29 protein-coding genes are annotated in these 26,228 nt (G+C 32.4%); 28 read left to right on the forward strand and 1 reads right to left on the reverse strand.

Annotated features, from left to right (window positions below; genetic code table 11):
- Nucleotides 1-228: 228 nt before the first annotated feature.
- The 26 genes from ACQV2X_RS01770 to rplS all read left to right on the forward strand — a co-directional run bounded on the left by ACQV2X_RS01770 (nucleotide 229) and on the right by rplS (nucleotide 22,453).
- Nucleotides 229-393: a MerR family transcriptional regulator gene (locus tag ACQV2X_RS01770; RefSeq protein ID WP_428884926.1), complete on the forward strand. Its 165-nt coding sequence runs from the start codon at nucleotides 229-231 to the stop codon at nucleotides 391-393.
- Between the two features lie 51 nt (nucleotides 394-444).
- On the forward strand, nucleotides 445-876 hold the full coding sequence (locus ACQV2X_RS01775) for a hypothetical protein (RefSeq protein ID WP_428894181.1): 432 nt from the start codon (nucleotides 445-447) through the stop codon (nucleotides 874-876).
- The gene (locus ACQV2X_RS01780; protein ID WP_428894182.1) at nucleotides 870-1,079 is read left to right on the forward strand and encodes a hypothetical protein; all 210 of its coding nucleotides are present in this window, start codon (nucleotides 870-872) and stop codon (nucleotides 1,077-1,079) included. Before ACQV2X_RS01775 ends, ACQV2X_RS01780 begins: the two co-directional genes overlap by 7 nt.
- Before the next feature lie 252 nt (nucleotides 1,080-1,331).
- Nucleotides 1,332-1,778: an ATP-binding cassette domain-containing protein gene (locus tag ACQV2X_RS01785; RefSeq protein WP_428873837.1), complete on the forward strand. Its 447-nt coding sequence runs from the start codon at nucleotides 1,332-1,334 to the stop codon at nucleotides 1,776-1,778.
- A gap of 168 nt (nucleotides 1,779-1,946) precedes the next feature.
- Nucleotides 1,947-2,741: a DUF2785 domain-containing protein gene (locus tag ACQV2X_RS01790; protein ID WP_428884928.1), complete on the forward strand. Its 795-nt coding sequence runs from the start codon at nucleotides 1,947-1,949 to the stop codon at nucleotides 2,739-2,741.
- Between the two features lie 1,961 nt (nucleotides 2,742-4,702).
- Complete coding sequence (locus ACQV2X_RS01795; RefSeq protein ID WP_428891708.1) at nucleotides 4,703-5,353, forward strand: response regulator transcription factor; 651 nt, start codon at nucleotides 4,703-4,705, stop codon at nucleotides 5,351-5,353.
- The gene (locus tag ACQV2X_RS01800) at nucleotides 5,354-6,214 is read left to right on the forward strand and encodes a sensor histidine kinase (RefSeq protein WP_428891707.1); all 861 of its coding nucleotides are present in this window, start codon (nucleotides 5,354-5,356) and stop codon (nucleotides 6,212-6,214) included. It begins immediately after the preceding gene.
- Nucleotides 6,215-6,264: 50 nt separating this feature from the next.
- Nucleotides 6,265-6,945, forward strand: a complete 681-nt coding sequence (locus ACQV2X_RS01805) for an ABC transporter ATP-binding protein (RefSeq protein ID WP_090288724.1) — start codon at nucleotides 6,265-6,267, stop codon at nucleotides 6,943-6,945.
- Nucleotides 6,938-9,370, forward strand: coding sequence for an FtsX-like permease family protein (locus tag ACQV2X_RS01810; protein WP_428894183.1), 2,433 nt, complete (start codon nucleotides 6,938-6,940; stop codon nucleotides 9,368-9,370). The genes ACQV2X_RS01805 and ACQV2X_RS01810 overlap by 8 nt, the downstream gene beginning before the upstream one ends.
- Before the next feature lie 301 nt (nucleotides 9,371-9,671).
- Complete coding sequence (locus ACQV2X_RS01815) at nucleotides 9,672-10,304, forward strand: TVP38/TMEM64 family protein (protein WP_428875818.1); 633 nt, start codon at nucleotides 9,672-9,674, stop codon at nucleotides 10,302-10,304.
- 125 nt (nucleotides 10,305-10,429) lie between these two features.
- Nucleotides 10,430-11,206 carry an alpha/beta fold hydrolase gene (locus ACQV2X_RS01820; protein ID WP_428894184.1) on the forward strand — a complete coding sequence of 259 codons (777 nt, stop codon included), beginning with the start codon at nucleotides 10,430-10,432 and terminating at the stop codon, nucleotides 11,204-11,206.
- Nucleotides 11,207-11,446: 240 nt separating this feature from the next.
- Entirely contained in the window at nucleotides 11,447-11,614 is a 168-nt protein-coding gene (locus tag ACQV2X_RS01825; protein ID WP_428894185.1) for a hypothetical protein, read from the forward strand.
- A gap of 528 nt (nucleotides 11,615-12,142) precedes the next feature.
- Nucleotides 12,143-13,096 carry a 3-hydroxyacyl-CoA dehydrogenase family protein gene (locus ACQV2X_RS01830; protein ID WP_428894186.1) on the forward strand — a complete coding sequence of 318 codons (954 nt, stop codon included), beginning with the start codon at nucleotides 12,143-12,145 and terminating at the stop codon, nucleotides 13,094-13,096.
- 1,309 nt (nucleotides 13,097-14,405) lie between these two features.
- Entirely contained in the window at nucleotides 14,406-14,705 is a 300-nt protein-coding gene (locus ACQV2X_RS01835) for a DUF2089 family protein (protein WP_428873905.1), read from the forward strand.
- A 1-nt stretch (nucleotide 14,706) separates the two neighbouring features.
- Entirely contained in the window at nucleotides 14,707-15,024 is a 318-nt protein-coding gene (locus ACQV2X_RS01840) for a hypothetical protein (protein WP_428892900.1), read from the forward strand.
- A 326-nt stretch (nucleotides 15,025-15,350) separates the two neighbouring features.
- Nucleotides 15,351-15,704 (forward strand): helix-turn-helix transcriptional regulator, encoded by a 354-nt coding sequence (locus ACQV2X_RS01845; protein ID WP_428894187.1) that lies wholly within the window; start codon nucleotides 15,351-15,353, stop codon nucleotides 15,702-15,704.
- A gap of 920 nt (nucleotides 15,705-16,624) precedes the next feature.
- Nucleotides 16,625-16,942 (forward strand): DUF6442 family protein, encoded by a 318-nt coding sequence (locus tag ACQV2X_RS01850; protein WP_428873909.1) that lies wholly within the window; start codon nucleotides 16,625-16,627, stop codon nucleotides 16,940-16,942.
- 2 nt (nucleotides 16,943-16,944) lie between these two features.
- Nucleotides 16,945-17,160 carry a helix-turn-helix transcriptional regulator gene (locus ACQV2X_RS01855; protein WP_428873910.1) on the forward strand — a complete coding sequence of 72 codons (216 nt, stop codon included), beginning with the start codon at nucleotides 16,945-16,947 and terminating at the stop codon, nucleotides 17,158-17,160.
- 271 nt (nucleotides 17,161-17,431) lie between these two features.
- Nucleotides 17,432-17,890, forward strand: coding sequence for an N-acetyltransferase family protein (locus ACQV2X_RS01860; protein WP_428875470.1), 459 nt, complete (start codon nucleotides 17,432-17,434; stop codon nucleotides 17,888-17,890).
- 192 nt (nucleotides 17,891-18,082) lie between these two features.
- Nucleotides 18,083-18,409 (forward strand): YlxM family DNA-binding protein, encoded by a 327-nt coding sequence (gene ylxM, locus ACQV2X_RS01865; RefSeq protein ID WP_428873912.1) that lies wholly within the window; start codon nucleotides 18,083-18,085, stop codon nucleotides 18,407-18,409.
- 14 nt (nucleotides 18,410-18,423) lie between these two features.
- Entirely contained in the window at nucleotides 18,424-19,899 is a 1,476-nt protein-coding gene (ffh, locus tag ACQV2X_RS01870) for a signal recognition particle protein (RefSeq protein ID WP_428873913.1), read from the forward strand.
- A 90-nt stretch (nucleotides 19,900-19,989) separates the two neighbouring features.
- Nucleotides 19,990-20,262 carry a 30S ribosomal protein S16 gene (gene rpsP, locus ACQV2X_RS01875; protein WP_428873914.1) on the forward strand — a complete coding sequence of 91 codons (273 nt, stop codon included), beginning with the start codon at nucleotides 19,990-19,992 and terminating at the stop codon, nucleotides 20,260-20,262.
- 38 nt (nucleotides 20,263-20,300) lie between these two features.
- Nucleotides 20,301-20,567 (forward strand): KH domain-containing protein, encoded by a 267-nt coding sequence (locus ACQV2X_RS01880; protein WP_428873915.1) that lies wholly within the window; start codon nucleotides 20,301-20,303, stop codon nucleotides 20,565-20,567.
- Between the two features lie 169 nt (nucleotides 20,568-20,736).
- Nucleotides 20,737-21,261, forward strand: a complete 525-nt coding sequence (gene rimM, locus ACQV2X_RS01885) for a ribosome maturation factor RimM (protein WP_428873916.1) — start codon at nucleotides 20,737-20,739, stop codon at nucleotides 21,259-21,261.
- Complete coding sequence (gene trmD, locus ACQV2X_RS01890) at nucleotides 21,251-21,979, forward strand: tRNA (guanosine(37)-N1)-methyltransferase TrmD (RefSeq protein WP_428873917.1); 729 nt, start codon at nucleotides 21,251-21,253, stop codon at nucleotides 21,977-21,979. Before rimM ends, trmD begins: the two co-directional genes overlap by 11 nt.
- A 126-nt stretch (nucleotides 21,980-22,105) precedes the next feature.
- A complete protein-coding gene (gene rplS, locus ACQV2X_RS01895) occupies nucleotides 22,106-22,453 on the forward strand; it encodes a 50S ribosomal protein L19 (RefSeq protein WP_428873918.1) in 348 nt (115 codons plus the stop codon).
- 148 nt (nucleotides 22,454-22,601) lie between these two features.
- Here the strand turns inward: rplS and ACQV2X_RS01900 are convergent, their stop codons facing one another.
- Nucleotides 22,602-24,494: a fructose-1,6-bisphosphatase gene (locus ACQV2X_RS01900; protein WP_428873919.1), complete on the reverse strand. Its 1,893-nt coding sequence runs from the start codon at nucleotides 24,492-24,494 to the stop codon at nucleotides 22,602-22,604.
- A gap of 148 nt (nucleotides 24,495-24,642) precedes the next feature.
- Here ACQV2X_RS01900 and ACQV2X_RS01905 point away from each other — a divergent pair, with 148 nt between their 5' ends.
- On the forward strand, nucleotides 24,643-25,089 hold the full coding sequence (locus ACQV2X_RS01905; RefSeq protein ID WP_428873920.1) for a hypothetical protein: 447 nt from the start codon (nucleotides 24,643-24,645) through the stop codon (nucleotides 25,087-25,089).
- Between the two features lie 15 nt (nucleotides 25,090-25,104).
- Nucleotides 25,105-26,118, forward strand: coding sequence for a YitT family protein (locus ACQV2X_RS01910; RefSeq protein ID WP_428873921.1), 1,014 nt, complete (start codon nucleotides 25,105-25,107; stop codon nucleotides 26,116-26,118).
- The last annotated feature ends 110 nt before the right edge of the window (nucleotides 26,119-26,228 follow it).

Here is a 26,228-nt window from a genome sequence, read left to right on the forward strand (position 1 = left end):
TTGATAACCAGCTTTTTGAAAAAGAACAAGAGAAAATAACCTCTTTTTATTCAAAGTATCGATCATTGCATCACTATTTTATTTCTAATAATAAAAGAATAAGGACTGAAAAAACTATCAGAACTTCTAATTAAAGAAACTACAGATCTCTTATTTCAAATTATTAAATATCTCTTGACCTGTCCCTTAGGGGGGCTGATATATTTGATTTAAAAGGAGGTATGTACTATGTTGATGAATGAAGTGAGAGAAAAAACAGGTCTAATACGTAAAGCCATAGAATATTATGAAGAAAAAGGATTTATTAGTCCAGAAAGAGAGTCGAATAATTACAGGATTTACACTGATGAAGAGGTTGATATTCTGAAGAAAATATCTATTTATCGAAAATAAGGTTGCTCAATAGAGGAAATTGAAGGTATTTTACAAGAACCCAATAAGTCAATGTTAGCCACTATCATTCGAGATAGAGAAATAAAATCACAATTAGATAATAAAAGAGTTGAAATATTGAAACTACTCCTTGAGGGATTAGATATAAACACTTTAAAAGAACAATTGATTTTAATCGATCAACAGGAATCGATTTATTCTAAGTTAGTAAGAGTATTTCCAGGATATATTGGTCAAATTTTCTTTTTATCATACAAAGCTTTTTTAACAGATACGTTGAAAGAGGATAAGATAAAATATTATGAAGACTATATTGAATTTTTAGATACTATGCCTGACTTTGAGTTAGATGAAGATGAGAAGATAGCAATAGACCAAGCATCAAAAACCATTTCACTAACAGACATTGAAGAGGTAAATGAGGAAAAAACAAAGGCTATTTATAATCCAGACGAATGGTTAGAGGAAAAAAAGAAATGTTAGAAAGATATCAGTCTTTTAAGGAAAGTAGTGTTTATCTAAATAACCCAATATATCGTATTCAAGAAAAAATGAAGAAGCATATGCAAGATTCAGGTTATTATGAAAAAGCTATTCCTTTGATGAGAAAGTTTAGTCCAGCATATAATGATTATTATGAAGAGTTATTAGCAGCAAATCAAAAGTTGATAGATAAAAACATATAAACTCAAGTAGGGTAATTATCGTAAAAGGACGATAGAAATTAAAATCTATCGTCTTTTTTGTACCAAAAATCAGAAAGGAAAGATGGATAGGATAAGAAGCCCTACTTGATAAGCAAGGTAAAAACATAATAAAACACATGGTGATTGGAAATGAATGAATCCATTCGCTTTTTTTAAGACATGAAATTAAAAAAAGACATGAAGTATTTAATAGTTGGAGAGAGTGGAAAAGGAAAGTCCACTTGACTCAATATACTATTTGGTAATCTCCAACCTTTGGACGGAAAAATATTGATTGATAATAGAGAATTGTCTTATCGTCAATTAAGAGAAATTATTTTTTATAATAGTCAGTTTTCTAATGTTTTTTCGGATAATTATGCTAATAATGTCACACTATTTGATAGTTTTACAATAAAAGAAGAAATTAGTTTACCTGAAAAGCACAAAAATAAAATTTTAAAGAGTGATAATTGTAGTCAACTTAGCGGTGGACAGAAACAAATGATCAAATTGCAAAGAGCTATACTTTCTCAAATGCCTATTTTATTAATGGATGAACCATTTTCCGCGATGAATTCTGAACTCGAAATCGATCTCACTAAAAAATTAGTGCAATTAGATAAAACAATCATATTAGTCAGTCATAATACGAATCCTGATTACTTAAATCTATTTGATGAAGTTATTTATTTATAAAATGGGAAGACGAGTTAAAGAGTTACATTTACCTGGGGTAGAATACATAAGTTTTGAGAATTGAGATTGTTTCCTTCTAAAAATTTAGTGTGTCTTTATAAAATCTAATTGATTTAAACTTTACCTCTACAAAATATAAGGAGTATAGCTTATAAAAGGAGATCAGTAATGCAAGAACAGTTATTAGAGAAGATGAAGTTTAATTCACAAAACTATAATTTGGATGAAATAAAATGGTTAATTAATAATAGAGGTCATCCTAACTCAGAAATTAGAGATAAATTAATCTATAGGACTTTTGTCAGAGGAATGGCAAAAGAATTATTTTCAATAGATCAAGTTAGGTATATGATTGACCAATTGTTAGAGAAAGATTTTATTTTATTTGAAATTGATAAAAAAGGGGAAGCTACTTTAAAACGCTCTTTTTCCTTATTACTTCTCTCCTTAATTGTTACATACGACAATGAAAAAGGCTCAATATACTATAAACTTTTAGACAAAGAAGCGTTTAAAAAAATTGAAAATGATACCTTGACTTACTTTTACAAAGAGTTGGATTTTTCGGGATATGCTGATTGTTTTGGGTGGGTTCACACCTTTGCACATGCTGCAGATTTAATGGTTGCAATCGTTAAACACCCCTTATTTAATAAAACGAATCTGGAAGCTATCTGGAAAGCGATTATGAACTACTTTAGAAAGATAGAAATAAAACCGGTAGATGATGAAGAGGACCGTCTAGTCTATATTATTAAAGAATTATTTGTTCATAACATTTTACACGAGGATAAATTCAAAGTGTGGATTAATCGAGAAAATTTTCCGCGAAGAAATAATAAAGAATATTACCAATGGTCGGCATTTCGTTCATTTTGTATGGCAATATATATTGAATTAGATCAGTTAGGTCTTGCTAGTGATGATCTAAAAAAACGTTTGTATGATCCTATAAACAGGTAATCCGATTTAATAGTTAAAAATCTAAAATGAGTGACTGACTTAGCTGAATGATGAAATATTGCCATTAATCAAGAAATAGAGAAATGAATTTATACTTTCGAATTTATCATTTGCGATGTTAGTATTTAAAATTTTTTTGGTTAGGGATTTCTCGATTGTTTAGCTTTACTAATTTATGGATCATTTAAAGTTGATTTTTTCTCACTTCTATAAGTCAAACTTAAAAAAGTCTAGGAAGGAATTACCCTCCTATTTTTGTTATCAAAATCATCAATGTCTATATTCGAAAAAGAAGTTATCGATAATTTTAAGCAAGATAATTATCTTAATTACGATATCTCTGTAAAAATAAATTCAGATCAAGCTTTTTTTAACCAATCGGAATTACTGCCTTTTTAACGATTACTCATATGATACAAATTCTAATTGAAAATTAAAATTCTTATTATAAAATTCATATAAATAATTTATTTTGGAGGTAATGTATAGCTTTTCCATATATATTAGTAGGCTTATTTTATGTAAGTCTGATTTTAGGAATATTAGATTTATCAGATAACAAAAAACAACAAAAAAGATGCAAAGACAGATCAATGCTTTATGTAGACTGACAGGTCATAATGAATTAGATACGACAGTTTTATCTGAAGAAAATAAAAAATAAAAAATGAAAATGACATTTATCTTATTATTTATAAAAACAGAAGATTCATAAATCTTGATATTGGGGAATTTTTCTAATAGTTAAGATTTAATCGTTTTAGATTTTTCAATAAAATCTTTTTTTTGAAAGGGTTAATCTAATATCTTCTGCCATACAATTAAAAGTTAATAAATATCTCTCAACTTAAGAGAGAGTAAATTTTTGATCTGCAGAAATTAAAGGGAAAATTTTATCAACGTTTGCAACGAGTAATTGTTCATCAGAGTTATAAGAAAAGTTTTTTTGATAGAGCTAATAGCTCTATTTATTTAAGAAGACCTTTTGCATAATTTTTTTAAATATACCTTTTTTCTTTTACAGCAATTCGAATATAATCGTCAACATCATATTCTTCATTTGAATCGTTGTTGTCTGCTATAAAGATTTCTCCAAATTGATTGATAAGGATAAAGGAATTGTCCTATCTTTCTATAATGCGATAAATTTTACTAGAATCTTCAATATTATATGCTTTAGTATATTCTAATATTCCATAAGTTAACTCAACCATATTTAGTAATTCCTTTCCTAAAGTTATTATTTTATCTAGTAATTGTTTTAATGTTAATTCTTTGTCTATGAGTTACCATAGATAGAGTCAAATTAATTGTACAACCTATACCATAAAATGGTAATTGTTAGACCAGTATTTCATCTCTTAGCTCATCATATCCACGCATTTTTGATGAGCAATCGATTGTGTTGATACTATTGATTCCTTGCATTGTACCGTTCAGCTAAAATGCCAGGGAAGCAACCGCAGGACGTTATTTTTGTCGAGATACGTGGGTCTTTGTCATCAACCTCCTGATTTTAATTTATTTTAAAAAGGAATTGTGTTTCACTGTCGTAAGAATTTCTATTAATATCTTCTTTTCCACGATTATTTGTAATTAGGAATGCAGTTATTATAAGAAGATCATAATATATTTAATTGATAAATTGTACCTACTTCCTCTATATACGATTACGATTGGAGATTTTTTATAAATGATATTAAACCTTCGATTTAATTAGAGTTGAACACACTTCATACAAATATTCAAAAAGTTAGTTACTTCTATAATTTTACTAAAGATATACTTAAATAACTGAAGGAGCAGATTATGTTGAGAATTGAAAGGATTTCTATCTTATAATTCCCTCAAAAGTTAGATCCAAATCTAATTTTTGAGGGTTATTTCATTCTAAAAAGATAGGGTGTCTTTATGATTTATAATTTGTATAATTATTTATGAAAAGATGGGGGGATTTAGCAGTGAATAAAGTCTTGATTATTGAAGACAATATAGAAATAGCAAATCAAATTCAAAATTATCTACTGAGCCATGACTATCTTGCAGACATCGCTCATTCCTATTATGAAGCTTTGGAAAAAATAAATATTACTTATGATGTTGCTTTATTAGATATCAATTTACCAGACAAAGAGGGGCATCATTTAGTTGAACAGTTAAAAGTTAAAGATATTCGTGTCATTATTACAAGTGTGAAGAATGATGAGGATTTTATTATACGATTGTTAGATAGTGGGGCGGATGATTACTTGATTAAGCCTTTTTCTTTGGCCATACTTCGGGCAAGACTGGATGCCGTTTTAAGAACGATTCCTTTGACCGAAAGTAAAACTTTAGCATACAAAGACATTGAAATTGACCTTACAAGATCGCAAGTTCATTATCATCACCAGTCCGTTAATCTAACAGCGCTTGAATACGAGATTCTTCTATTGTTTTTGAAAAATCCACACAGGGTTTATACAAGAAGTCATCTGATGCAAATGTTTTGGGAGGATAGGGATAAATACGTTAATGACAATACATTGACATCGACCATTAAGAGAATCAGAGAAAAGCTTGATAAGGATGTAATTACTACAATTAGAGGCATAGGATATAGGATGGATTAAATGATATATATACTTTGGATATTCAGTCTACTAGGCTTATATTACTGGCTTGAATATAGAAAGAAGCAAAGAATCAATGAATTGCTTCAATTAATCGAAAATATGAACAAAAAAAATTATACCATGCCTATGAAGCAAGATGATTTTTCGATGTTAGAAGATGGTCTATACAAATTATTTATTGCTTTAGTAGAAGCTCGGGAACAGACTGTCGATAACGCTCAAAGGCAGATAGAATACCTTGAAGATATTGCCCATCAAATTAAAACACCTATAACAAGTATGCAGTTTTCTTTGGAAACCATAGAAGTCCAAGAAGCCAGTAAGTCGGAACTTTTAATTTTAAAAAGACAATTGTTAAGACTCAATACACTTTCAGATATTTTATTAAAGCTTTCGAGTCTGGATGCAAAAGAAGACCTCATGAAAAAAGAAAGGATAAATTTAGCAGAATTAGTGGAATATGCTTCAGAAACAGTTGATTTTAGAAGGAATGTTCATTTTGAAGTGAGTGATTCTCTCGAAACTCTCTTTATAGAGGGTGATTTTTACTGGCTGGCTGAAGCAGTGACGAATATTTTAAAAAATGCCTATAATCGTCCCCTATGTAATCATATAAAGATTGATTCAAGGAGAAATCCTTTATTTACCTCGCTTACTATTCAAGATAATGGCGGTGGGATAGCTAGAGAGAACTTGAAAAAAATCTTTAGAAGATTTTATAAGACCCCTGATTCCAATGGGTTTGGAATTGGATTGGCCATGGCTAAGAGTATCGTTGAAAAGAATAAAGGAGAAATAAATGTCTCAAATGTTGAGAATGGGGCAAAATTTGAAATTAAATTCTATAATGTCACCTAATTATCACATTGCCAGACTATTATTAATTTACTAACTAATAGGAGGCTATTATGGAGATCTTAAAAGTAGAAAACTTGAAAAAAGAATACGGAAATGGAGATAATCTTGTTCAAGCTTTAAAAGGGGTCAATCTAACCATTGACAAAGGAGAATTTGTGGCGATAGTTGGTCCTAGTGGTTCAGGCAAGTCTACTTTACTCCATATTGTGGGTGGCGTCGATTTTCCAAGTGAGGGCAAAGTTTATATAGAGGGAAATGATATCGCTAATTACAGCGCGAAAGAATTAGCCTTGTTCAGACGGAGAAAAGTTGGTTTAATCTATCAGTTTTATAATCTCATACCCAATATTTCAGTCAGACATAATATAGAACTCCCCTTAAAATTAGACGGAAAAGCAATTGACAAGGGGGGGTTTAAGGATATAGTTCAAAAATTGGGGATTGAAAATAAGTTAGACAGTTTCCCTAGTGAGCTCTCAGGTGGCCAGCAACAAAGAGTGGCTATTGCTAGAAGCTTAATTTATAAACCTTCGATTATACTTGCAGATGAACCAACAGGTAATTTAGACCGTAAAAATTCGCAAGAGATTATCGATATTTTAAAATTCTTTAACAAAAGTTTAAAACAAACGATCATAGTCATTACCCATGATGAGGAAATCGCTCTTCAAACCAATAGAGTGATTACAGTTGTCGATGGTAAAATTGAGGGGGATGAGCGCAATGAATAAAAGAAATTTCCCTATTTTTATTTCGCTGTTTATTGTGAGTCTATTTTTTTCGGTGGTCATCTATTATGGCTACAACAATCTCTTAATTCATTATAAGTCTACTATGGCTCAGAATTACGCCGATGCTGTGATTAAACAAGAATTAAACAGTCAAGAAATTAAGCAACTTCAATCGATAGAAACAGTAAAATTAGCTGGTGGAACATCAGTTCAACCAGATTCAGGCTTATATGAAAAGGATATTTTAGCTATCAATTATCAAGATGAATCAATCAATCAAATGCGAAGCTATTCAGAGATGATTGAAGGACACTTTCCTGAAAATGATTCACAAATAGTCCTTTCCAAATCCTTTATTGATAAGCATCAGCTTAAATTAGGGAATAGACTATCAATTAAACTGGGTAGTCGAGTGGTTAATCAAAAAGAAGTAGGTCCGTTAAGTACGGTAACTAATGAAGAAACATTTAATGTAATAAATACTAAAGAGTATGAAATCGTAGGTGTTTATGAAGATGTCTATAATAAATATAGTAAAATTACCCATGCATTGACCTATGCCATTAGTGATCAACCACTGCAAGCTTCAATTAAATTTGATTCTTTTGAAGAGGCTTATAAAAATAGAGAGACTCTACAAGAACAAATGAGTCAAACATTAGATCGCACTCTAGATTTAGAGTTTAATGAAAGACTGATTGCATATTTCGGGGTTGAAAATGATCCGATACAACAATTTATGTCAAAAGCTATGATCATTTTTTCCTTAATTGTCTGTTTAGCTCTATTTATCTTTTTCATCAAAAATATATTCTGGGTATGGGGACTTAGAAAAATAAAAGAGCTTTCAGTGTATAAGTCGATTGGAACTACCAATTTACAAATATATAAGCTGTTAGTGAAGGAAGCTATTTGGCTATCTATCATCCCAATTTTAATTGGGCATTTCCTGGGATTTGCAATCTTATCTGATTTATTTATTAATATTCAAAAAGCACAAGAAGTGACAAAAATAGAATTAATCCAAATTAATCCTCTTTTAAGTCTGGTCATCTTATTGATTACTTTTTCAGTGGTCTTATTTGCAGTCATAACTCCAACAAGAAAAATCACTCAAATCAGTATTATTGACGGAATAAAGGGTAATATTAGCTTGGGTAAAACAAGTAAAAAAAAAGCTGATAATCTTTGGCAAGAGCTAAGATTGAATAACCTAGCAAGTATAAAATCGCAGACATATATTTCAGCTATAGGTATTATAATCATTTCTTTATTCCTTTTGGTTGTGTCAATTTCGCGTTATTATACTAATTTTGGCTACTTTGATGAAGGGTATAATATTATCGTTGATTATTATAGTAAAGATAATGAAATTCCTGTAGTCTTAAAAGATATCTTAAAAGAAATACCGCATAATAAAGGGTATATTTCGAAAGCGAAGTACTTATCTATTGAAAATATTTTAGCCTTATCCAACCAGGCAGAGGAAGTTGGTTTAGGCAAAAAACTAAAACAAGAACTAGAAAAAATGGACTCAGATTATCTTGAAGGCTTCTTGATTGCTTTAGAAGAAAAAGATTTAAAAAAGATGGGAGGAGAGAAGGGGCAATTCATTTTAGACAATCGGGTTCAAGAGGATCCTCAAACACCAATTGCCAAGGCAAAAAAAATCCCTTATTTCAAAAATGTTGAAAAAATGGATATATTCATTGGTGAAAACTATCGGTCAAAAATTAAAATCGCTACTACCATTAATGATCCTGGTATGTATGAGTCGCGGACGCTACCCTTTCAAGTTAAGCTTTATACTGATTTTGCTAATTATCATCGCTTGATGGAGGATGCTAATTCGGAAGTCGCTCGCTATCCCTATAAATTAAAAATAAATGTCGCTGAAGCAGAAGTGAATGATGTGAAGCATTATATTGAAGCGAAGATTAATCAGCAGGTAGCTTATGATGACCAATACGAGATAATCTCAGGAGAAGAAGTCAAAAAAAATCGAGTTCAAAGTCTAAACTCCTTAATAAAAATTATTGTGGCGATAGGTTTGATTATATTTATCTTAAATTTAACCAATGGCTATTCATCCATTAATATGAGTTTAATGAATAGGAAAAAAGAAATTGGCATGCTTTATTCTTGTGGAATGGATTCAAAAGAATTAAAAAAACTCTATCTAAAGGAATTTTTCTTCGAACAAATAAAATCGTTTATGCTTTCAATTTTTGTGACGCTTGGCGTTATGATTAGTATTTCATTGTTATCCTCCACTCTAAGTCTGGGGGTTCTGATTAATAACTATTACTATTTACTATTTTTAGGATTTTCTTTGGTTATCTATCTAATTAATATACTTATCTATTACCTCTCATTAAAAAGAATTTTAGATAGACCCATTATTGATTTAATTAGAACGATCTAAGTTTAACGTTATAAAGATGTGCTAGACATCCGCATGGTTTTCTAGCACATCTTTTATTTTGTCTAAGAAGAGGGTAAAAAAACTGGAATAATAAAGGTTTAAAGAAGAAAAGTTTTCCGTAGAAATTGAGAAATTAACCTATTTTAATTAATTTTAAGTCTTTTAATTAAATTCAAATCTCCCTAAATAATTTAAGCGAATACAAACATTATCACTTTCTTATCACATTAGGACTCTATACTAGGTTTAAGTAATCAGTTGGATCATATAATAATTATAGATGAAATGGGGTTTATTATTTATGCTAGAGTTAGATTTACGCTCACGGGTAAAAAAGTATCGGAAAATAGTTCAGATAATAACCCTTGTCGGTTTAATTCTTTCAATGATTATTATTTATTTTATTTCTTGTGGCACGTATTTTAAGCCTGAAAATAAAGGTGGAATGTTTACCGTTCACCTCCGTCAATTAGGTTTTTGGGGGCCGCTCTTCTTCATTGGAGTACAAATTTTTCAAGTAGTTATTCCCATCATACCAGGTGGGATGACTTCAGTAGCAGGAAATTTTGTCTTTGGAACTTTAATTGGTTTTATTTATAATTATATAGGGATTACCATTGGATCGATTATTGCTTTCTTTCTGGCACGTAAGTACGGAAAATTTTTTATACTCTGCTTTATTTCGGAAAAGTGTTATAAGAGATATATGGCTTGGACATCAAATGTTAATCGTTTTGCTTGGATATTAGGAACATTATTCTTCTTACCAGCCGCGCCTGATGATATTCTATGTATGATTGCTGGGCTGACTTCTTTGTCTTTTAAAAAGTTTATTTTAATTTTTATCCCAACAAAAGCTGTTTCTACTTTTGTGTTTACTTGGCTAATACAAGAAGGAATTTTATATTCTATCGATTGGCTGACACACTTATAAAATTATATTAATTAAAACGGTAGAAGGAGAAAATAAGGTGAAAGTTTCTACTAATTTATTAAGATTTAGTTTAAAATCTAAATGATATATTTCCTACAAAATAGAAGTAAAGAGGGTACTGAAATATGAAATTTCATGAATTTGGCGATCGAAAGTGTCCACATATATTATTGGTGCATGGTGGAGGTAATTCTTGGTGGAATTATCTTCGCCAAGCGCGTATGTTATCCGAAAACTACCATGTCATTTTACCAACACTTGATGGTCATGGAGAAGAATATCAGAAAGATTATATCTCGACTGAAAATTCTTCACAGCAAATTATGGATTATATAAGAAATAATTGTGATGGAGAATTGTATGCTGTAGGTGGTGTTTCTTTGGGTGGGCAAATTGTTATGGAGTTATTATCATTAGACAATGAAATAGCACAGAAAGCAATCATAGATGGAAGTCTTTGCATTCCTCAGCCAAAATTAGCAAGAGTTAGTACGATAATTGTAAAACTTTTTGGTAAACTTATGTTTAGTAAATTAGCTAGTAAAGTTCAACTTAGTTTAATGAAAAAAATGTATCCAAATATGGCTTACCCAGCAGAACTAGAAAACTATTATATGGTAGATATGCCAAGACTTCCCATGAAAACATTAATCACAATGTACCAAACATATATGGGAGGATATAAGCTAAAAAGGTCTATTATAGATAGTAAAGCACAGGTTTTATATATTTATGGTGAAAAAGAAATGCGCTGTGTCAAGGAATCAGCGAAGCTATTTCGAAAAATGCATCCTAATTGTACTCTATATGAAGCCAAAGGTTATAGTCATGGCTACCTATCGGCATATCTTCCTCTAGAGTGGATGGATCTGGTTCAACCATTTTTAGAAAATAATGTTTAATTTAGGAGAGAGATAAAATTCTTTAACAAATCCCTATTTGTAGAATAAACAAATTCACAGACAAAGCTAAAGAGATAGCAATATCGTCTTTTTAACCTAATTAAAAAATAAAAAACGGATGAAATAAGAATTCCATTAATTAGTTAAAAACTTCAATTATTAAACCTAATCGGGGCATTTTTCGAACAGATTTCAGATTATTCAAGAATGAAAGGTTCTCTAAGCAAAATTGTTCATATTTTGGAACAAAAAACAGAAGATCATCTAAAAGAAAAGACATATTTATCAAGTCCGATCGAATTAGAAGATGTCCACTTTAGTTACAAAGATTATTCGATCATTAACGGAGTGACTCTAAAAATCAAGCCAGGTCAACAATTAGCCATTGTGGGTCCATATAATAGTTAAAAAATTACTCCACTACCTATCACATAGTCGAAAAACGATGAGTAGGTTAATGTTCTCTTGAAGTAGGATACAAGTGCATGAATAAGAAGGAAAAATGGATACAATAGATTTTTTTAACCTTTTTGATCTTCAACAGACTGTCTCCTTATAATTTAAATGGTCATTAAAAATAAAGATAGTTTTTATGGATTGTAATTGACAGTAAAAATGCTTTCAAAACACCCTTAAAAGACGGGTGTTTTGAATTGTATGATATTAAAAAACAACGAATTCAGAATTCTTGAAAGACTTCTATTTTTATTCTAAGATAAATTTGTTAACGAAGACCAATAAATTGAATGTGCATGGATAGAAAGTTCGTTGCTTTAATGAATTGCTTTAGGAAGGGGGCTTCAAGAAAAGGATAGGAGATAACTAATGACATTCAATGGGGTTGTTCGTTAAAACGATATGGAACATAGTCTTGTTTATAACTAGTTAATGAAATCAGTTATAGGGTTGGTTTTTGTATTTAAAGGAGCGTTTTATATGGATAAAAAGATTACCGTTATTGCTGGTGGTGTGATAGGTAGTTCTTTCCCCATTGTTTTTGCTATTGGAGGATATAATGTAGTTTCTTATAACAAATGGGAAGAAGAAGAAGAAAAAGTAAAAAAATATATTGATAATGCTTTAAATACCCTAGTTACTCAAAATGTTTTTACATCAGAAGAAAGAGATAGAATTTTAAGCAGAATCTCTTATACAGGAAACTTAGAAGAAGCGCTAGCAGATGTTAATTATGTTCAAGAGTGTTTACCTGAAGATTATGAAATAAAACAAGAATTTATTAAAGACTTTGAAAAATATGCACCAGAAAAAGCAGTAATGGGTTCTTCAACCTCTGGCTTGCTTATTTCAGAAATTGCTAAATTTGCTGAAAAACCCGATCGAATTATCGGAGCACACCCTTATAATCCCCCGCACTTGATTCCGCTAATTGAATTGGCTAAAGGCGAAAAATCGAGTGATCAGGCGATTGAAGTGGCTAAAGAAATCTTTAAGTCTTCTAATAAAGAACCGATTGTATTGAATAAAGAATTAAAAGGTTTTGTTTCTAACAGAATTCAAGCGGCTGTTTTTAGAGAGCTTATCTCGATGGTCTTAGACGGTGCAGTATCGATGGAAGATGCTGATAAGGCAGTTACCTTTGGACCAGGCATTCGTTGGGGAATTATGGGACCGGGTCTTGTCTTTGAACTAGGCGGAGGAGAAGGTGGAATTGAAGCTGTCCTCAAACATATCGGTCCATCGTTAGAAAGCTGGTTAGAAGACCTTGCTACATGGACTGAAATTCCCGAAGAAGCCAAGGAGAAAATTCCGAAAATGGTCGCAGAATCGCTTAAAAACAGACCAAAAGAAATTGGAAATGATCGGGAATCCTTATTAAAATATAGGGATGAAATGTTGCTAGATATCCTTAAACTCCATGATAAATTTTAACTAAAAATAAGAATATAGAATGATGGATCCCTTCACCCGTATTTGGATGAGGGGAATTCTTATTTTAAAGTTATCATTTATTATAGGTTTAAGTAGACCTGTTTACGATAAAACGTTGGAGGATAGAATGAAGACGATCCTGGTAATTAAATTATAAACAGGTAATCGAATATAGTAACAATTCTTGAATACGACAAAGTGATATTACCTTTTTATATCAGTGGGCACCTTAATTAAAATAAATTAATTTATTTCGAAACTTTAATTTTTGAAGTAGCCTTGCTATAATGATAATAAAACCGTTTAAAATAAGACAAATATTTATAAAAAAATTTAGGTCGATTTAAATAATTTCAATTCAATTTTAATTGGTTCAAGGGACAGATTCATAGAGGAGGGTATTAATGAAAAACAAAAAGTTTGATACTTCATTTTGGAAAAACTATAAATTTTTTATCATTCTAATTCAAATTTTGTTCCTTTATTTTTTGCTTCAATATTTAAATTTAGAGACTTTAATTGATATTATTGTATTGATAGGATACACTCTTTTAATTCTAAACTCTCTAATACACGTTTTATTCAAGAAGCAAGAGAATTAAGAATAAATTCAGTCTTAAGTAAATAAAGAATATATAATAGAATTATATTGTTTTGAATGGGTTTAAAAAATTTCAGATAGTTAGTTGTTAATATGGAATTTCACCTATCCTGCAAGTGAAAATCTATTAAGATTATCCTTTTAAGAATGGTTAGTGTTCAAGCGACTCAGGCTGTAAAATGTTAGAAAAAAAGGAATAATATGAAGAAGAATAATAAAAAAGTCGTAAAGAAATTAATCGTTTTCGGTTTTGTTTTATATTTTTAGTGCCATGGTCAATGGTCTATCAATTTATTTATTTAATACAACACTCACAGAATTTTTGCTGAGAATATATTTTTTCTAACCAAATTACAAAGAGCTATGAGTTAGTATGACTAGCTTTCTTAAATCAAATATAAAAAAAGGAGTAAGTTATGAAGTGTTATAACTTACTCTTTTTTAGCAATAATGAAGTTGTTTTTAAGAGAGGCCGATATAATAATTATCTCAGGCTAATAGTTAAACTTTTTACTAAAATTAAAGCTAGCTTTTAGTTTAATTCCTAAATAGTAGTCTCACTAGAATCAATTGTTGAGTTAAGCTTCATTTTATCACTAAAAACAGTTTTTATATAAACCTAATTTAAATAATGTAAAAGTATAGGATAAAGATTGACTTTAATAATGTTAAATGATAACTTTAACTTAATTAAAGAAGGAGGGTGAAATGAAAATTAATATTATTCCTGAATGGATGGCAAATCTTGAAGAAGAAGATTTATCTTTTATCAAAAGATTTATATTAGCATCTGGCTCTTTAAAAGAAATCGCTAAACAATATGAGGTTACTTATCCGACAGTAAGACTAAGGTTAGATAGGCTTATCCAAAAAATTCAAATGAGCGATGATATTGCAAATGAACCTTATATCTCTTTAATTAAACGATTGGCTGTTAATGATAAGCTTGATTTTGAAACAGCTAAAATTTTGGTTTCAGAGTATAAAAAGATGAAAGGAGTTGAATGATATGAGAGCTGCTTTGATTATGTTTATTGTATATGGGGCATTAATTATTATCTTACAAATATTATTATCTAAACTTAAAAATAAATGGTTTGGCTTGATACTGCCCTCTTTAAGTTTTGTCTATTCTATGTCTTTATCACTTGTTTTAACCATCACCCCCCTGGAACAATCCGATAACATGAAAAGTTTAATGGATTTTGTATCGACACTCTTAGTAAACAATATACCTACCTTTATTCTATTAGCTATATATTTTGCTATGAGAAAGCAATTAAAAATTTCTTCCCAAATTGAAAAAATGAAAATTAGAGATTTATAATAGAATTATGTTAGAAATTATAAAAATAAAACTTTTAATTTAAATTTAAATAATCTTTTGCTTTTAGTCAGAAAATTATGAAAAATATTAAGAACTATAAAAGAGAACCATTCGAGTCTCTTTTAAATATGGAAATTCATTTTATTTGCTAAAAATAAATAGGACAGTTGAAAGTCTTAACAATTCATTTGAATGATATAAATTCAAAGCAATCCCTGATATAATCGCCATGCAAAGAATATTTGCCAAAATATGATCACTTGCAATTTCAAATTGCTAGGCCAAAACTCTGATAAAGCCTATCTTAAATTTAGGAGGTGAAGACGATGCTCAATGAGATCTTAAAGGAAAAGAGAAAAGAACTTAAACTTACTCAGCAGCAGGTTGCTGATTCGTTGAATGTCACACGACAAACATTGTCTAGTTGGGAAGTAGGAAAAAGCTTTCCTGATGTTCCAACCTTGATTAAGATTAGTAATTTTTATCAAATATCTATAGATTATATGTTAAGAGGGGATGTTGATCTGATGAAAAAAGTTGAAAAAGATGCAAATGAATTAGAAAAATACCAAAAAATAACAGAGATTTTAAAAATGATCGTTTATGGGTTACTGATTGTTACTTTTTTCTATGGTGCCGGCTATGCAATTGGAAAAGGGTGGGGGCATTTTATGCCCTAAATCGTTTATTTCAATGAAGCAAGTTTATTTAAAGGTAATTAGTTAATCCTTAGTCATTCTATTTATAATCCTTAAAACAACTTTTTTCTAAATCTACTTTTAGACTTAGGAAGTAGTTGTTTTTTTTATTTTATTTGCCAAGAAAAAGCAAATTAAACAACTTAAGCTGTCAAACTGGCTGATTTATAAACTCTTTTAAAGATGACAGTCAATCTTGAAAGGCGGTAGTGTATCTGAATGGTACGTATATTATAGAGAGTAGGAAGTTGGCAGACTAAACAAGGAGAATTTTATGAAGAACACACAAAGAAAACTCTTAGTGATCAGCTTATTGACACCACTTGATATCACATTATTTCTACAAGCTCCAGAACATTTAGTTAAGAAAATGTTATGACCTGTCTTAATAGGAATAATCTATTTCCCTCGACTTGCGAACTGTCTAGTCCATATTAACTGAAAAATGATGAGTCTTTTCATACTCATCTTACCTCTTAACGCTATCCTTGTTGTAATGCCTTTGTCTTCAGCCTTTGCTTATTTAGGCGAAATTTTGGCTTATCGTTTGTATAAAGAACTAATGATTAAAAGTAGTCACCTTGATCAAATTCAATACCCATTTTAATTTCTGAGTGATCTTCGATCTAATTCTTAAAATCAACTGAACAGCTGAATCAATTGACCGTTAAGGATAGAGCTAGTTCTAACTCTGTTCTTTTGTTTTTGTTTGAAAGCCCTACTAAGGCTATAGGGTTATGGTTAGAATACTAGGCGATATGGATAGAATTTTGCAATCTACCACATAAAAGACAGGAATGTGAAAACACAAAAGCAATTAAACCTTACATGGTGACAACAATACTTTACATATCTCTTTTGGAATGTTATTATTTAGATAATAGTTAAAGGAGGGGCAAACTATGGAAAAAGAGGATGTTTTAAAAAAAGCACAGCGAGCACAAAAAGACGAAAGGGACGAAGCCATTAATACGAAAGCTTTTCAAATTGGGTGGGTAGGAGTATCGGTTGTAATGTTACTTCTTATTGTTTTGAGGGTTATCTTTAATGAATCAGCCATAGACATTATGATAATCTTAATGGCTCAAGTAGCTGCGGCTTCATTTTATCAGTATTCTAAAATGCCTGATAAAAAGCTCTATTTGGTAAGTGGGATCATAGCTATATTAGCTATTATATTAGGCTTTGCCTCATTATTAAGTAGTTACGGAGTTTTTTAAATATGGGAAAAAAAGAAGAATTAGTTTTACTAAATCGCTTAAAAGTTGCTAGAGCAGAGAAAAGTTTGACTCAGGAAGAATTAGCCAAATTAGTGGGGGCTTCTCGACAAACTATTAGTGCTATCGAAAAAGGACAATTTAACCCATCCGCAAGATTAGCGCTTATTATTTGCATTGCTTTAGATAAAAAATTTGAAGAGTTATTTTACTTTGGCTAATTTAAGTAGGTGTTGATCTTCGGTGTACTTCTTAAAACAGACTGAATAGTTGAATAAATGGAATCTTAAAGAATGGAGTTCGTTTTTTGCTCTATTCTTTTTATTTTATCTTTATTTTTACTGTTTAACAAAGACTATTCTGTTAAGCTTAAGCTATCAGATGAAGTCTTGATTGAATCTAGTTTATGGACAACAGTCTTAAGGACAGATAGTTTTTAATAAAATAGAGAGATGATTCAGCATAGTATATTTATAGATTAAGGGGAGAAAAATGGAAATCAAAGAACTTTCAAAAGAAAACGTAGAAGAGTTTATCATTTATTTGAACAAAGCATTGGCAATAGAACCGGATAGGATGACAACGGATGATATAGATGAAGAAGCGATAATTAAAGTGGTTTCCAATCAACCCAACGAACTAAGTCGTTCTTTATTAGCTTATGAGGACCATCAGATTGTGGGTAGGTTGGAGTTTCATTCTTATCTTTGCATTCAAGATTCTTATAGGATGGCCTATGTCAATTGGGTCTATACACTGCCAGACTATCGACACAGGGGAGTGGCTCAGTCATTATTTAAAGCATTTGAGAATATTTGCTTACAAGAAGAAATAAATCAGTACTTTTTAATCCAGGCAGAGAATCAAGCGGCGAGCCGTTTTTATAAGGCCTTTGAACATGGAACATCTAGTAAAGAAATAATTTTAAGAAAGACATTATCTAAGTTTTAGAAAGCCAAAGCAACTTATAGAAGACATCTTTTTCTTTAATCCCAGCTTTTCACTTATCGATTTGTGAGACGGCTGAAATCATGCTAAAATAGGAGGAGTAAATTTATTTAAAAGTCGCGATTGAATGTTAAGTATTTTTTTTAAAGACTGTTACTTATTCTAGCTAGTTATTAATCAATAGGGGAGCTTAAGATGTCACTTGAAAAAACAATCTATCTCAATCAATTACTTTCCTACTATGGTTCTCTCCTAACGGATCGTCAATTATCCATGATGCAATCTTATTACGAAGAAGATTTATCATTATCGGAGATCGCAGACTATTATGAGATTAGTCGCCAGGCTGTGCATGATATTCTAAAACGTTCAGAAAAATTATTAGAAAGCTATGAGGAAAAGTTACGTATTTTAGCCAAAAGCAATGACCGACTGAAACATTTAAAAGAAATTCGCTCAATGGTGGCAGATCAAGATGACATATTAGAAAAAATTGACTATTTAATTCAATTAGAAAGCTAAAAAGGAGCAATATTATGGCATTTGAAGCATTATCCGAACGATTACAGAATTCCATTTCATTTGTCGGTAAAGGGGAAAAAATTACCGAAGCCGACCTTAAACAAATGATGCGTGAGATCCGACTTGCTTTACTGGAAGCGGACGTTAACTTCAAGGTAGTGAAGACTTTTGTAAAGAAAGTAAATGAGAGAGCCCTCGGATCAGAAGTCCTAGACTCACTGTCACCGGCTCAACAAGTGGTTAAAATTGTTAACGAAGAATTAACCGAATTAATGGGGGGCGAGCATACCCCGATTAATATCTCTAAACAACCACCAACCGTAATTATGATGGCTGGTTTGCAAGGGGCTGGTAAAACAACTACGGTGGGTAAATTGGCGAAACATTTAAAAGAGCAAGGTTTAAAGAAACCCTTGCTAGTTGCTGGAGACGTTTATCGTCCAGCAGCCATTGACCAACTCCAAACGATTGGTCGACAACTTGGTTTTGATGTTTTCAGTCAAGGAACGCAAGCAAATCCGGTCGAGATTGCTAGAGAAGCTCTTCAACAGGCGCGTTTAAATGGTAACGAAGTGGTCTTAATCGATACGGCGGGTCGTCTTCACGTAAATGAAGAATTAATGGAAGAGCTGCGTCAGATTAAAGCAGCTGTTCAGCCCGATGAAATCCTCTTAACCGTCGATGCTATGACCGGTCAAGATGCTGTAAACGTAGCAGCGGCCTTTAACGACTCGCTAGATATTACCGGTGTTGTTATTACCAAATTAGATGGTGATACACGAGGAGGAGCCGCGCTTTCTATTCGTGCCATTATCGACAAACCGATAAAATATACCGGGCAAGGTGAGCAATTAAGTGCACTTGAGCCTTTCCATCCGGATCGTATGGCAGGACGAATTCTCGGTATGGGAGATATGATGACCCTTATTGAGAAGGCTCAACAAGATTTTGATGAAGAACAAGCAGCTAAGATGGCTGATAAAATTAAAGATGCTTCCTTTGATTTTAATGATTTTATTGATCAAATGGATCAAGTTCGTAAAATGGGGCCTATTAAAGACCTACTTAAGATGATCCCTGGTATGAATAAAATTCCTGGTCTGGAAGATTTTAATATCGATGATAAAGAGATGAATCGAGTCAAAGCAGTGGTTCAATCCATGACTCCTTATGAAAGAACCAATCCAGATGTCATTTCCCAAAGTCGTCGACGCAGGATTGCGGCTGGCTGTGGTCAATCCTTACAACAAGTTAATCAATTAATTAAGCAATTCAACCAATCGCGTGAAATGATGAGTCAAATGTCCAATGGTAAAATGGGGGGCATGAACAAAATGATGAATCAATTGCAACAAGGAGGACAAAAGGGTGGAATGCCAAATATGGGCATACCTTCTTTGGGTAAAATACAATCGCCAGAGCAGATTCAAAAAGAGCAAGAACAAAAGAAAATTGCCCGTCTGTTGAAGAAAAAACGCAAGCGTAAATAAATTTTTAGTCTGTAAAGGAAAAACCCTTTACAGATTGTTTTTTTTCTGTTATTATTCATAACTGTGATAGAACTTATGGAGGTGAAATACATGGCAGTTAAAATTCGTTTAAAGCGTTCAGGAGCTAAGAAGCGTCCTTTCTACCGTATCGTGGTAGCAGATGCACGTTCTCCACGTGACGGTCGTATTATCGAAAAAATCGGTACTTACAATCCTGTTTCAGAACCAAGAGAATTAGTAATTGATGAAGAGAAGGCTTTAGAATGGTTAGCAAATGGGGCACAACCCTCAGATACCGTTCGTAACCTTTTATCCAGTCAAGGAATTATGCAAAAATTCCACGAATCTAAATTAAGCAAATAGCCTAATCAATAGCGTCAAAAGATAAGGATGTGCTCTCAATGACAGAAAAAATTGAACGTTTAATTCAAACTATTGTGGAACCTTTAATAGACCACCCAGAGGAGTTTCAAATTGAACTTCATGATACTGAAGAATTTATGGAGTATCATTTAATCTTACATCCTGATGATGTAGGACGAATTATTGGTAGAAAAGGCCGTGTCATTCGAGCAATTCGAACAATTGTTTACAGTGTTCGTCTACGTGATCAAAAACGCTCACGTATCGTCATTGCTGATGACCTCAATGATAATGAAGAAGAGTAAAATAATAGGGTAACTTATTATTTATTCCATCTTAAGGCACTAAACTGAGTCTAACTTAAGTTAGTGTCTTTTTGTATGTGCCCTGAGTAAACTCGTACTCAAAACTTTAGACAAAGAACACAACTTTTTATACCCTTAACTTACAAATGAATTTACAGGAGGAACACATATGGAATATTATCAAGTTGCAAGGATTGTCAATACCTTTGGTATTAAAGGGCAATTAAAATTATTGATGGACACCGACTTCATAGAGGAACGTTTTGCTAAAGAGAATCGTTTATTTGTAATGAAAGACGGAAAAAGTATCCAGCAAGTGACTGTTGAATCCTTCCAAGAACATAAGGGTTCTTATCTTGTGAAATTCAAAGAGTTTAGTAATATTAATCAAGTTGAAAGCTTTAAAGGGCTAACTTTAGCTATTCCTGCTGATGACCAGCAAGAACTAGAAGAAGGGGCTTATTATCACCATCAAATTATTGGTTTAAGTGTATATACAAATCAAGGTGAAAAATTAGGAAAGATTAAAGAAATCATGGCCTTAGGTTCTAATGATGTTTGGGTGGTTAAAGCTGAAAAAGCTAAACAAAAAGATATCTTACTTCCTTTTATTGATGATGTTGTTAAAGAAGTGGATTTAGCTCAAGGAAAAGTAACGGTGGAGTTAATGGAGGGACTTGTTGATGAAGGTTAAAGTATTAACGCTTTTTCCGCAAATGTTTGCCCCTATGCAGGAGTCATTAATGAAGGCTGCTCAAGATAAGGGGATTCTTGAGTTTTCCACCCTTGATTTTCGCCAATTTGCCGTTAATAAGCACGGTCATGTCGATGATTATCCCTATGGTGGTGGAGCAGGTATGTTGTTGCGTCCTGAACCGATAGTGGAGTGTTTAGAAAGTCTCGACTTAGATTCAAAGACACCGATTATCTTGGTGGATCCTACTGGCGAACCCTTTACGCAAACTATGGCGCAAGAGTGGTCGACAAAAGATGAGTTGGTTTTTATTTGCGGCCATTATGAAGGCTTTGATGAACGGATCCGTTCTTATGTCTCTCAAGAAGTTTCCTTAGGTGATTATGTTTTAACCAACGGGGAGTTACCGACTATGGTGATGATTGATGCGACAGTAAGGTTAATACCGGAAGTTGTCGGGAATGCTGAATCCATTGTCAGTGAGTCTTTTCAAGATCATTTGTTAGAATACCCTCAATATACAAGACCGCAAAATTTTCGCGGAATGGAAGTGCCAGAGGTTTTATTGAGTGGTCATCATGAGCGAATTGACCAATGGCGTCAAAAAGAAAGTTTGAGAAAAACAGTTGAAAGAAGACCCGATATGTTAAAAAAACGTAGCTTAAGTAAGCAAGAAGAGCAGTGGCTAGAAGAATTTAAAAATTTGGCTCAAAATTAAGCAATTGAGCCTTTACAAGTGTTTTATTTCTTGTATAATTGTTTAAGTGGTCTATTGACCCGAATTAACGATATTCCGCTAAATAGAAAGACTATTTAAGAATATTTGTTGGAAGGAGAAATGAAAATGAGTAATTTAATCGATAAAATTACCCAAACTCAATTACGTGATGATGTTCCTGATTTCCGTCCTGGAGATAATGTTCGTGTTCATGCCCTGATCGTTGAAGGTGAACGTGAGCGTATTCAAATCTTTGAAGGCTTAGTAATTAAGCGTCGTGGTGTTGGAATCAGTGAAACATATACTGTTCGTAAAATTTCTAATGGAGTAGGTGTTGAACGTACATTCCCTGTACATTCACCACGTGTCGCTAAATTAGAAGTAACACGTAAAGGTAGAGTACGTCGTGCTAAGTTATACTACATCCGTTCATTGTCTGGAAAAGCAGCACGTATCAGAGAACGCGGACGTTAGAAAAGACCCAGAAAGCCTATTCTGTAGGCTTTCTTTTTTTGTTAGGAAAATTTTTTTCATTTAAAATAAACATGAGGAGACTCCCAAAAGTTAGCGTTTAAAACGTTCTTTTGAGGGTCTCCTCTCTACATTTAAATGAGAAACTATTTTATTGTTCAAAGATATCCGAGCGATATGTAGGTAAGTTCTTCTTTAATTCATTAGCTTGCCGAGTCAAGCTTAATCCAATATCAGTATCGGCAACATAATAACGTTTTGGTTTTTCAGTCACTACATATTTCTTTGGTAGGATATCAAAGCGTGAGGCAATAGCATCTTCTCTGGTTGTAAATGGCTGGTGAGCACAGATATAAATTTCAAATGAATTATCTACTAGGGTATAGCCGGCAATGCCGGTTACTTTTTGATAAGGTTTTGCCAAGCCACCATCGATGACTAACATTTTTCCATTGGCTTTAACCGGTTTTTCACCTGCAACAGCTTTAACAGGTGTGTGTCCGTTAATAATATAGCCGGTCGGTTCTAAATCAAACTCTGCCAGCATTTTTAGGCAAAAATCTTCATCATTCCTTAACTCATAATATGGATTTTGAATTTCTTTATGGGTTGTTTTATCTTCAAGGAAGTAACGTTCAAATGTTTTCATGGCATGTTTACCAAAGAGTGTAGAAACAGGACCACACCATAAATACCATACTAAATCGGTATCAAAATCATCCATAGAGTTCTTATCTAGAAAAGTTCGTGTAATCGATTCGCCAAACTTTTCCATCAAACTGCGTCCACTATATTCTTTACCATCTAGGGTGACTTTCATAAATTCCCCGTCTTGATGAGTGGGGATACAGCCGTGGAAAAGTAAGTTGCCATTGTAGCACTTATACATGGTTCCCTTTGAGACTAAAAAGTTAATATGACGTTGTAACTTTTCAGAATTTTGGAATTGATGCAATAAGTCTAAGAGTACTAATTCCTCGCCTAAAGTCAGTTCAAAGGGTTCTGCAGAATCGACCCTTTGGAAGCAACCGTTCTTAATTGGGTATTCAACGCCCTCAACCACGACACTTTGACGGTCAGCGGATAATTTATCCAGTAAGAGTCTTTCTTCCATATTGAATTCAGGACGCCGTTGGATAATTTGACTTTCCACTTTGAATTGCATAATCGAAATAGCTTGATGCATGAGTGTGATTTCATCAATTTCCTCTTGGCTTAATTCGGAATTATCTCCGCGAGGGTGAAAGGCTGGATTGTCTTGGTAATAGCGATGGCCATATTTGGCTAAGCGACTTAAGTCAATTCCATAATCTTTCAAGAGTTGACTATGACCATAGCGCAGCTGGATACGGATAACATTGGTCAAACAAGCTAATGATCCTGAATAGGCACCAATCCAGATAATATCATGGTTACCTAATTGAATATCAAGCGAAGGAATTTCCATTAGGCGGTCTACGATTTTATCCGGATTTGGTCCTCGATCGTAGATATCTCCTAATACATGGAGGTGGTCAACCACAAAACGTTGAATTAACTGAGCTAAAGCCATGGCAAAGTGGTCAGCAAGATTGAGGTCAATAACGGTGTTAAAAATAGTGTGGTAGTAGCGTGACTTATTATCTTTTTCGTCATATTGATAAATAAGTTCTTCTAGAATATAGGCATAGGATTTTGGTAGAGCTTTTCTTACCTTGGAACGGGTATACTTACTAGAAACATGGCGCGTAATTTGAACTAATTGATCTAGGAGTGTCATCCATTCATCTTTTGTTTTTTTGGCATTTAATATCAAGTCTTCTGGGTAATAAATATTGAAACACAATTCTAACCTTTCATCTTTAGTTAGAGTATCATGAAAAAGGTCATCGACCTTAATTGAAATAACACCTGAGCAGTTCCGTAGCAAATGATCAAAGGCTTCGAATTCACCATGTAAATCGGAAATAAAATGTTCGGTTGCTTTAGGTAACTGCTTAATAGCCTCAAGATTTATAATTTCGATTAAATCTTCAACAGTTTGAGCTTTTTCTAATCTATCCATTTCCTACCTCTTTTCAAATAATATAAATTTTTTATGATTCTATCTATAAGCTATGCAATTTAATTGTGAAAGTCAATCCTTTGTTTCAAAGTCAAACTTTGATATACTTAAATTCGATTACACTTATTGTGAGGAAAGAGGGAAATTAATGTCAGAATTTAAAGAAAGATTTGATGCTTTACTAAAAGAAAAGAAATTACCTGCTAATTACCAAGAAATTCAAGACGGAAACCACCTATATCGTTTTCAATTTAAGGTGAGTAAAGAGCGTAGACTTGTTGTAGAAGTGATTATTCAAAATGCTAAAGGCGCTCATTTAGATGCTCAGATTATTTACCGTCATGTTCATTTATTAAAAGATTATAATCAGCGCCCTGAAGCATTAGAAGCAATCAATGAATTAAACGAAGCTAAAACAGGTTATTATAACCTTTATTTGGCAGGAGATGGTGAAATTTACCTGCGTAACCTACTAAGAGCCACTCAAGACCCTACTTTAATTTATGAAGTATTGGTAATGGGTTCTAGTATTGCGCGTGCATTACTTGTTGAACTGGAAAAGAAATTAGGCGAATCTGCTAATCCAATGATTTAATGGAGGAAAAATAAATTGATCATTGAATATATACAACAAAGACCTTGGCTAAACTTTTTATTTGAACTGACGGTGGCCTTAACAGCTGCCTTATGTATAGGTATTGGCTTAAAACTCTTTTTAATGCCTGGAAATATTTTCTCATCAGGTACTTCTGGTTTAGCACAAATTTTAAACTACTTTGCAGTGAATATCCCAGTTATAGGTCCTTATATGACAGTAGGGAATATCTATTTTCTATTTAATATTCCGATTATTATTCTTTCATGGGTGAAATTAGGAAAGCAGTTTACTATTTGGACCTTAATTGTTGTTTTTGTATCTTCCTTAGCAACTAATATGATTCCTTTAACAGTCATTTCTTCTAATCCGTTGCTTAATGCGATTATAGGTGGAGTGATTTGTGGCATTGGTTCTGGGATAACTATTAAATATGGTATGTCATGTGGTGGTTTAGATATTATTACTTTGGTAATTTCTCGTGCTACTGATATGAATGTGGCATTCATTGGTTTTGCCATCAACTCATTAATTATTTTAGCTTCTGGCTTATTATATGATTGGGAATTTGCCCTTTATACCTTGATCTCCATTTATGCCTTAGCTAAAACAATTGATGCCATTCATACCAATGAGCAACGCCTTACAGCTTTAGTAGTGACTAATAATACGGATGAAGTAGTCAACGCTATTTATAAGTCAATTGTTCGAGGAGTAACTATTCTTGAAGGACAAGGTGGCTACTCGCGTGATAAACGAGATGTCTTAATGGTTGTTTTAAACCGCTATGAAATGTTCCCCTTAGAGCAAGCCATTCGACAAACAGACCCTAAAGCTTTTATTAACTTTATTCGTTCGAATAAAGTGGTAGGTCATTTCTTTAGTAGAGACCAACAAAAGGCTATGAGGAAACAAGTTCAAGTAGACAGACCATTAGAAGAGGAATCCGAAGACTTTAGCTTTTTCAACCTGCCGATGGAATTTGATCAATTATATGATGGAATCGAGCATGAGGATGACGATTTCTAAACAAAGTAAAAGAGCAAGGGATATAGTGACCCCAAGAAGTTGGACCATGAAATCCAACTTTAGGGAGTCAGTACATTCTTCCTTTGCTCTTTTTTAGTTTCTGATTACTT

The organism is Facklamia sp. P12945 (assembly GCF_050409485.1).
GTDB lineage: Bacteria > Bacillota > Bacilli > Lactobacillales > Aerococcaceae > Facklamia.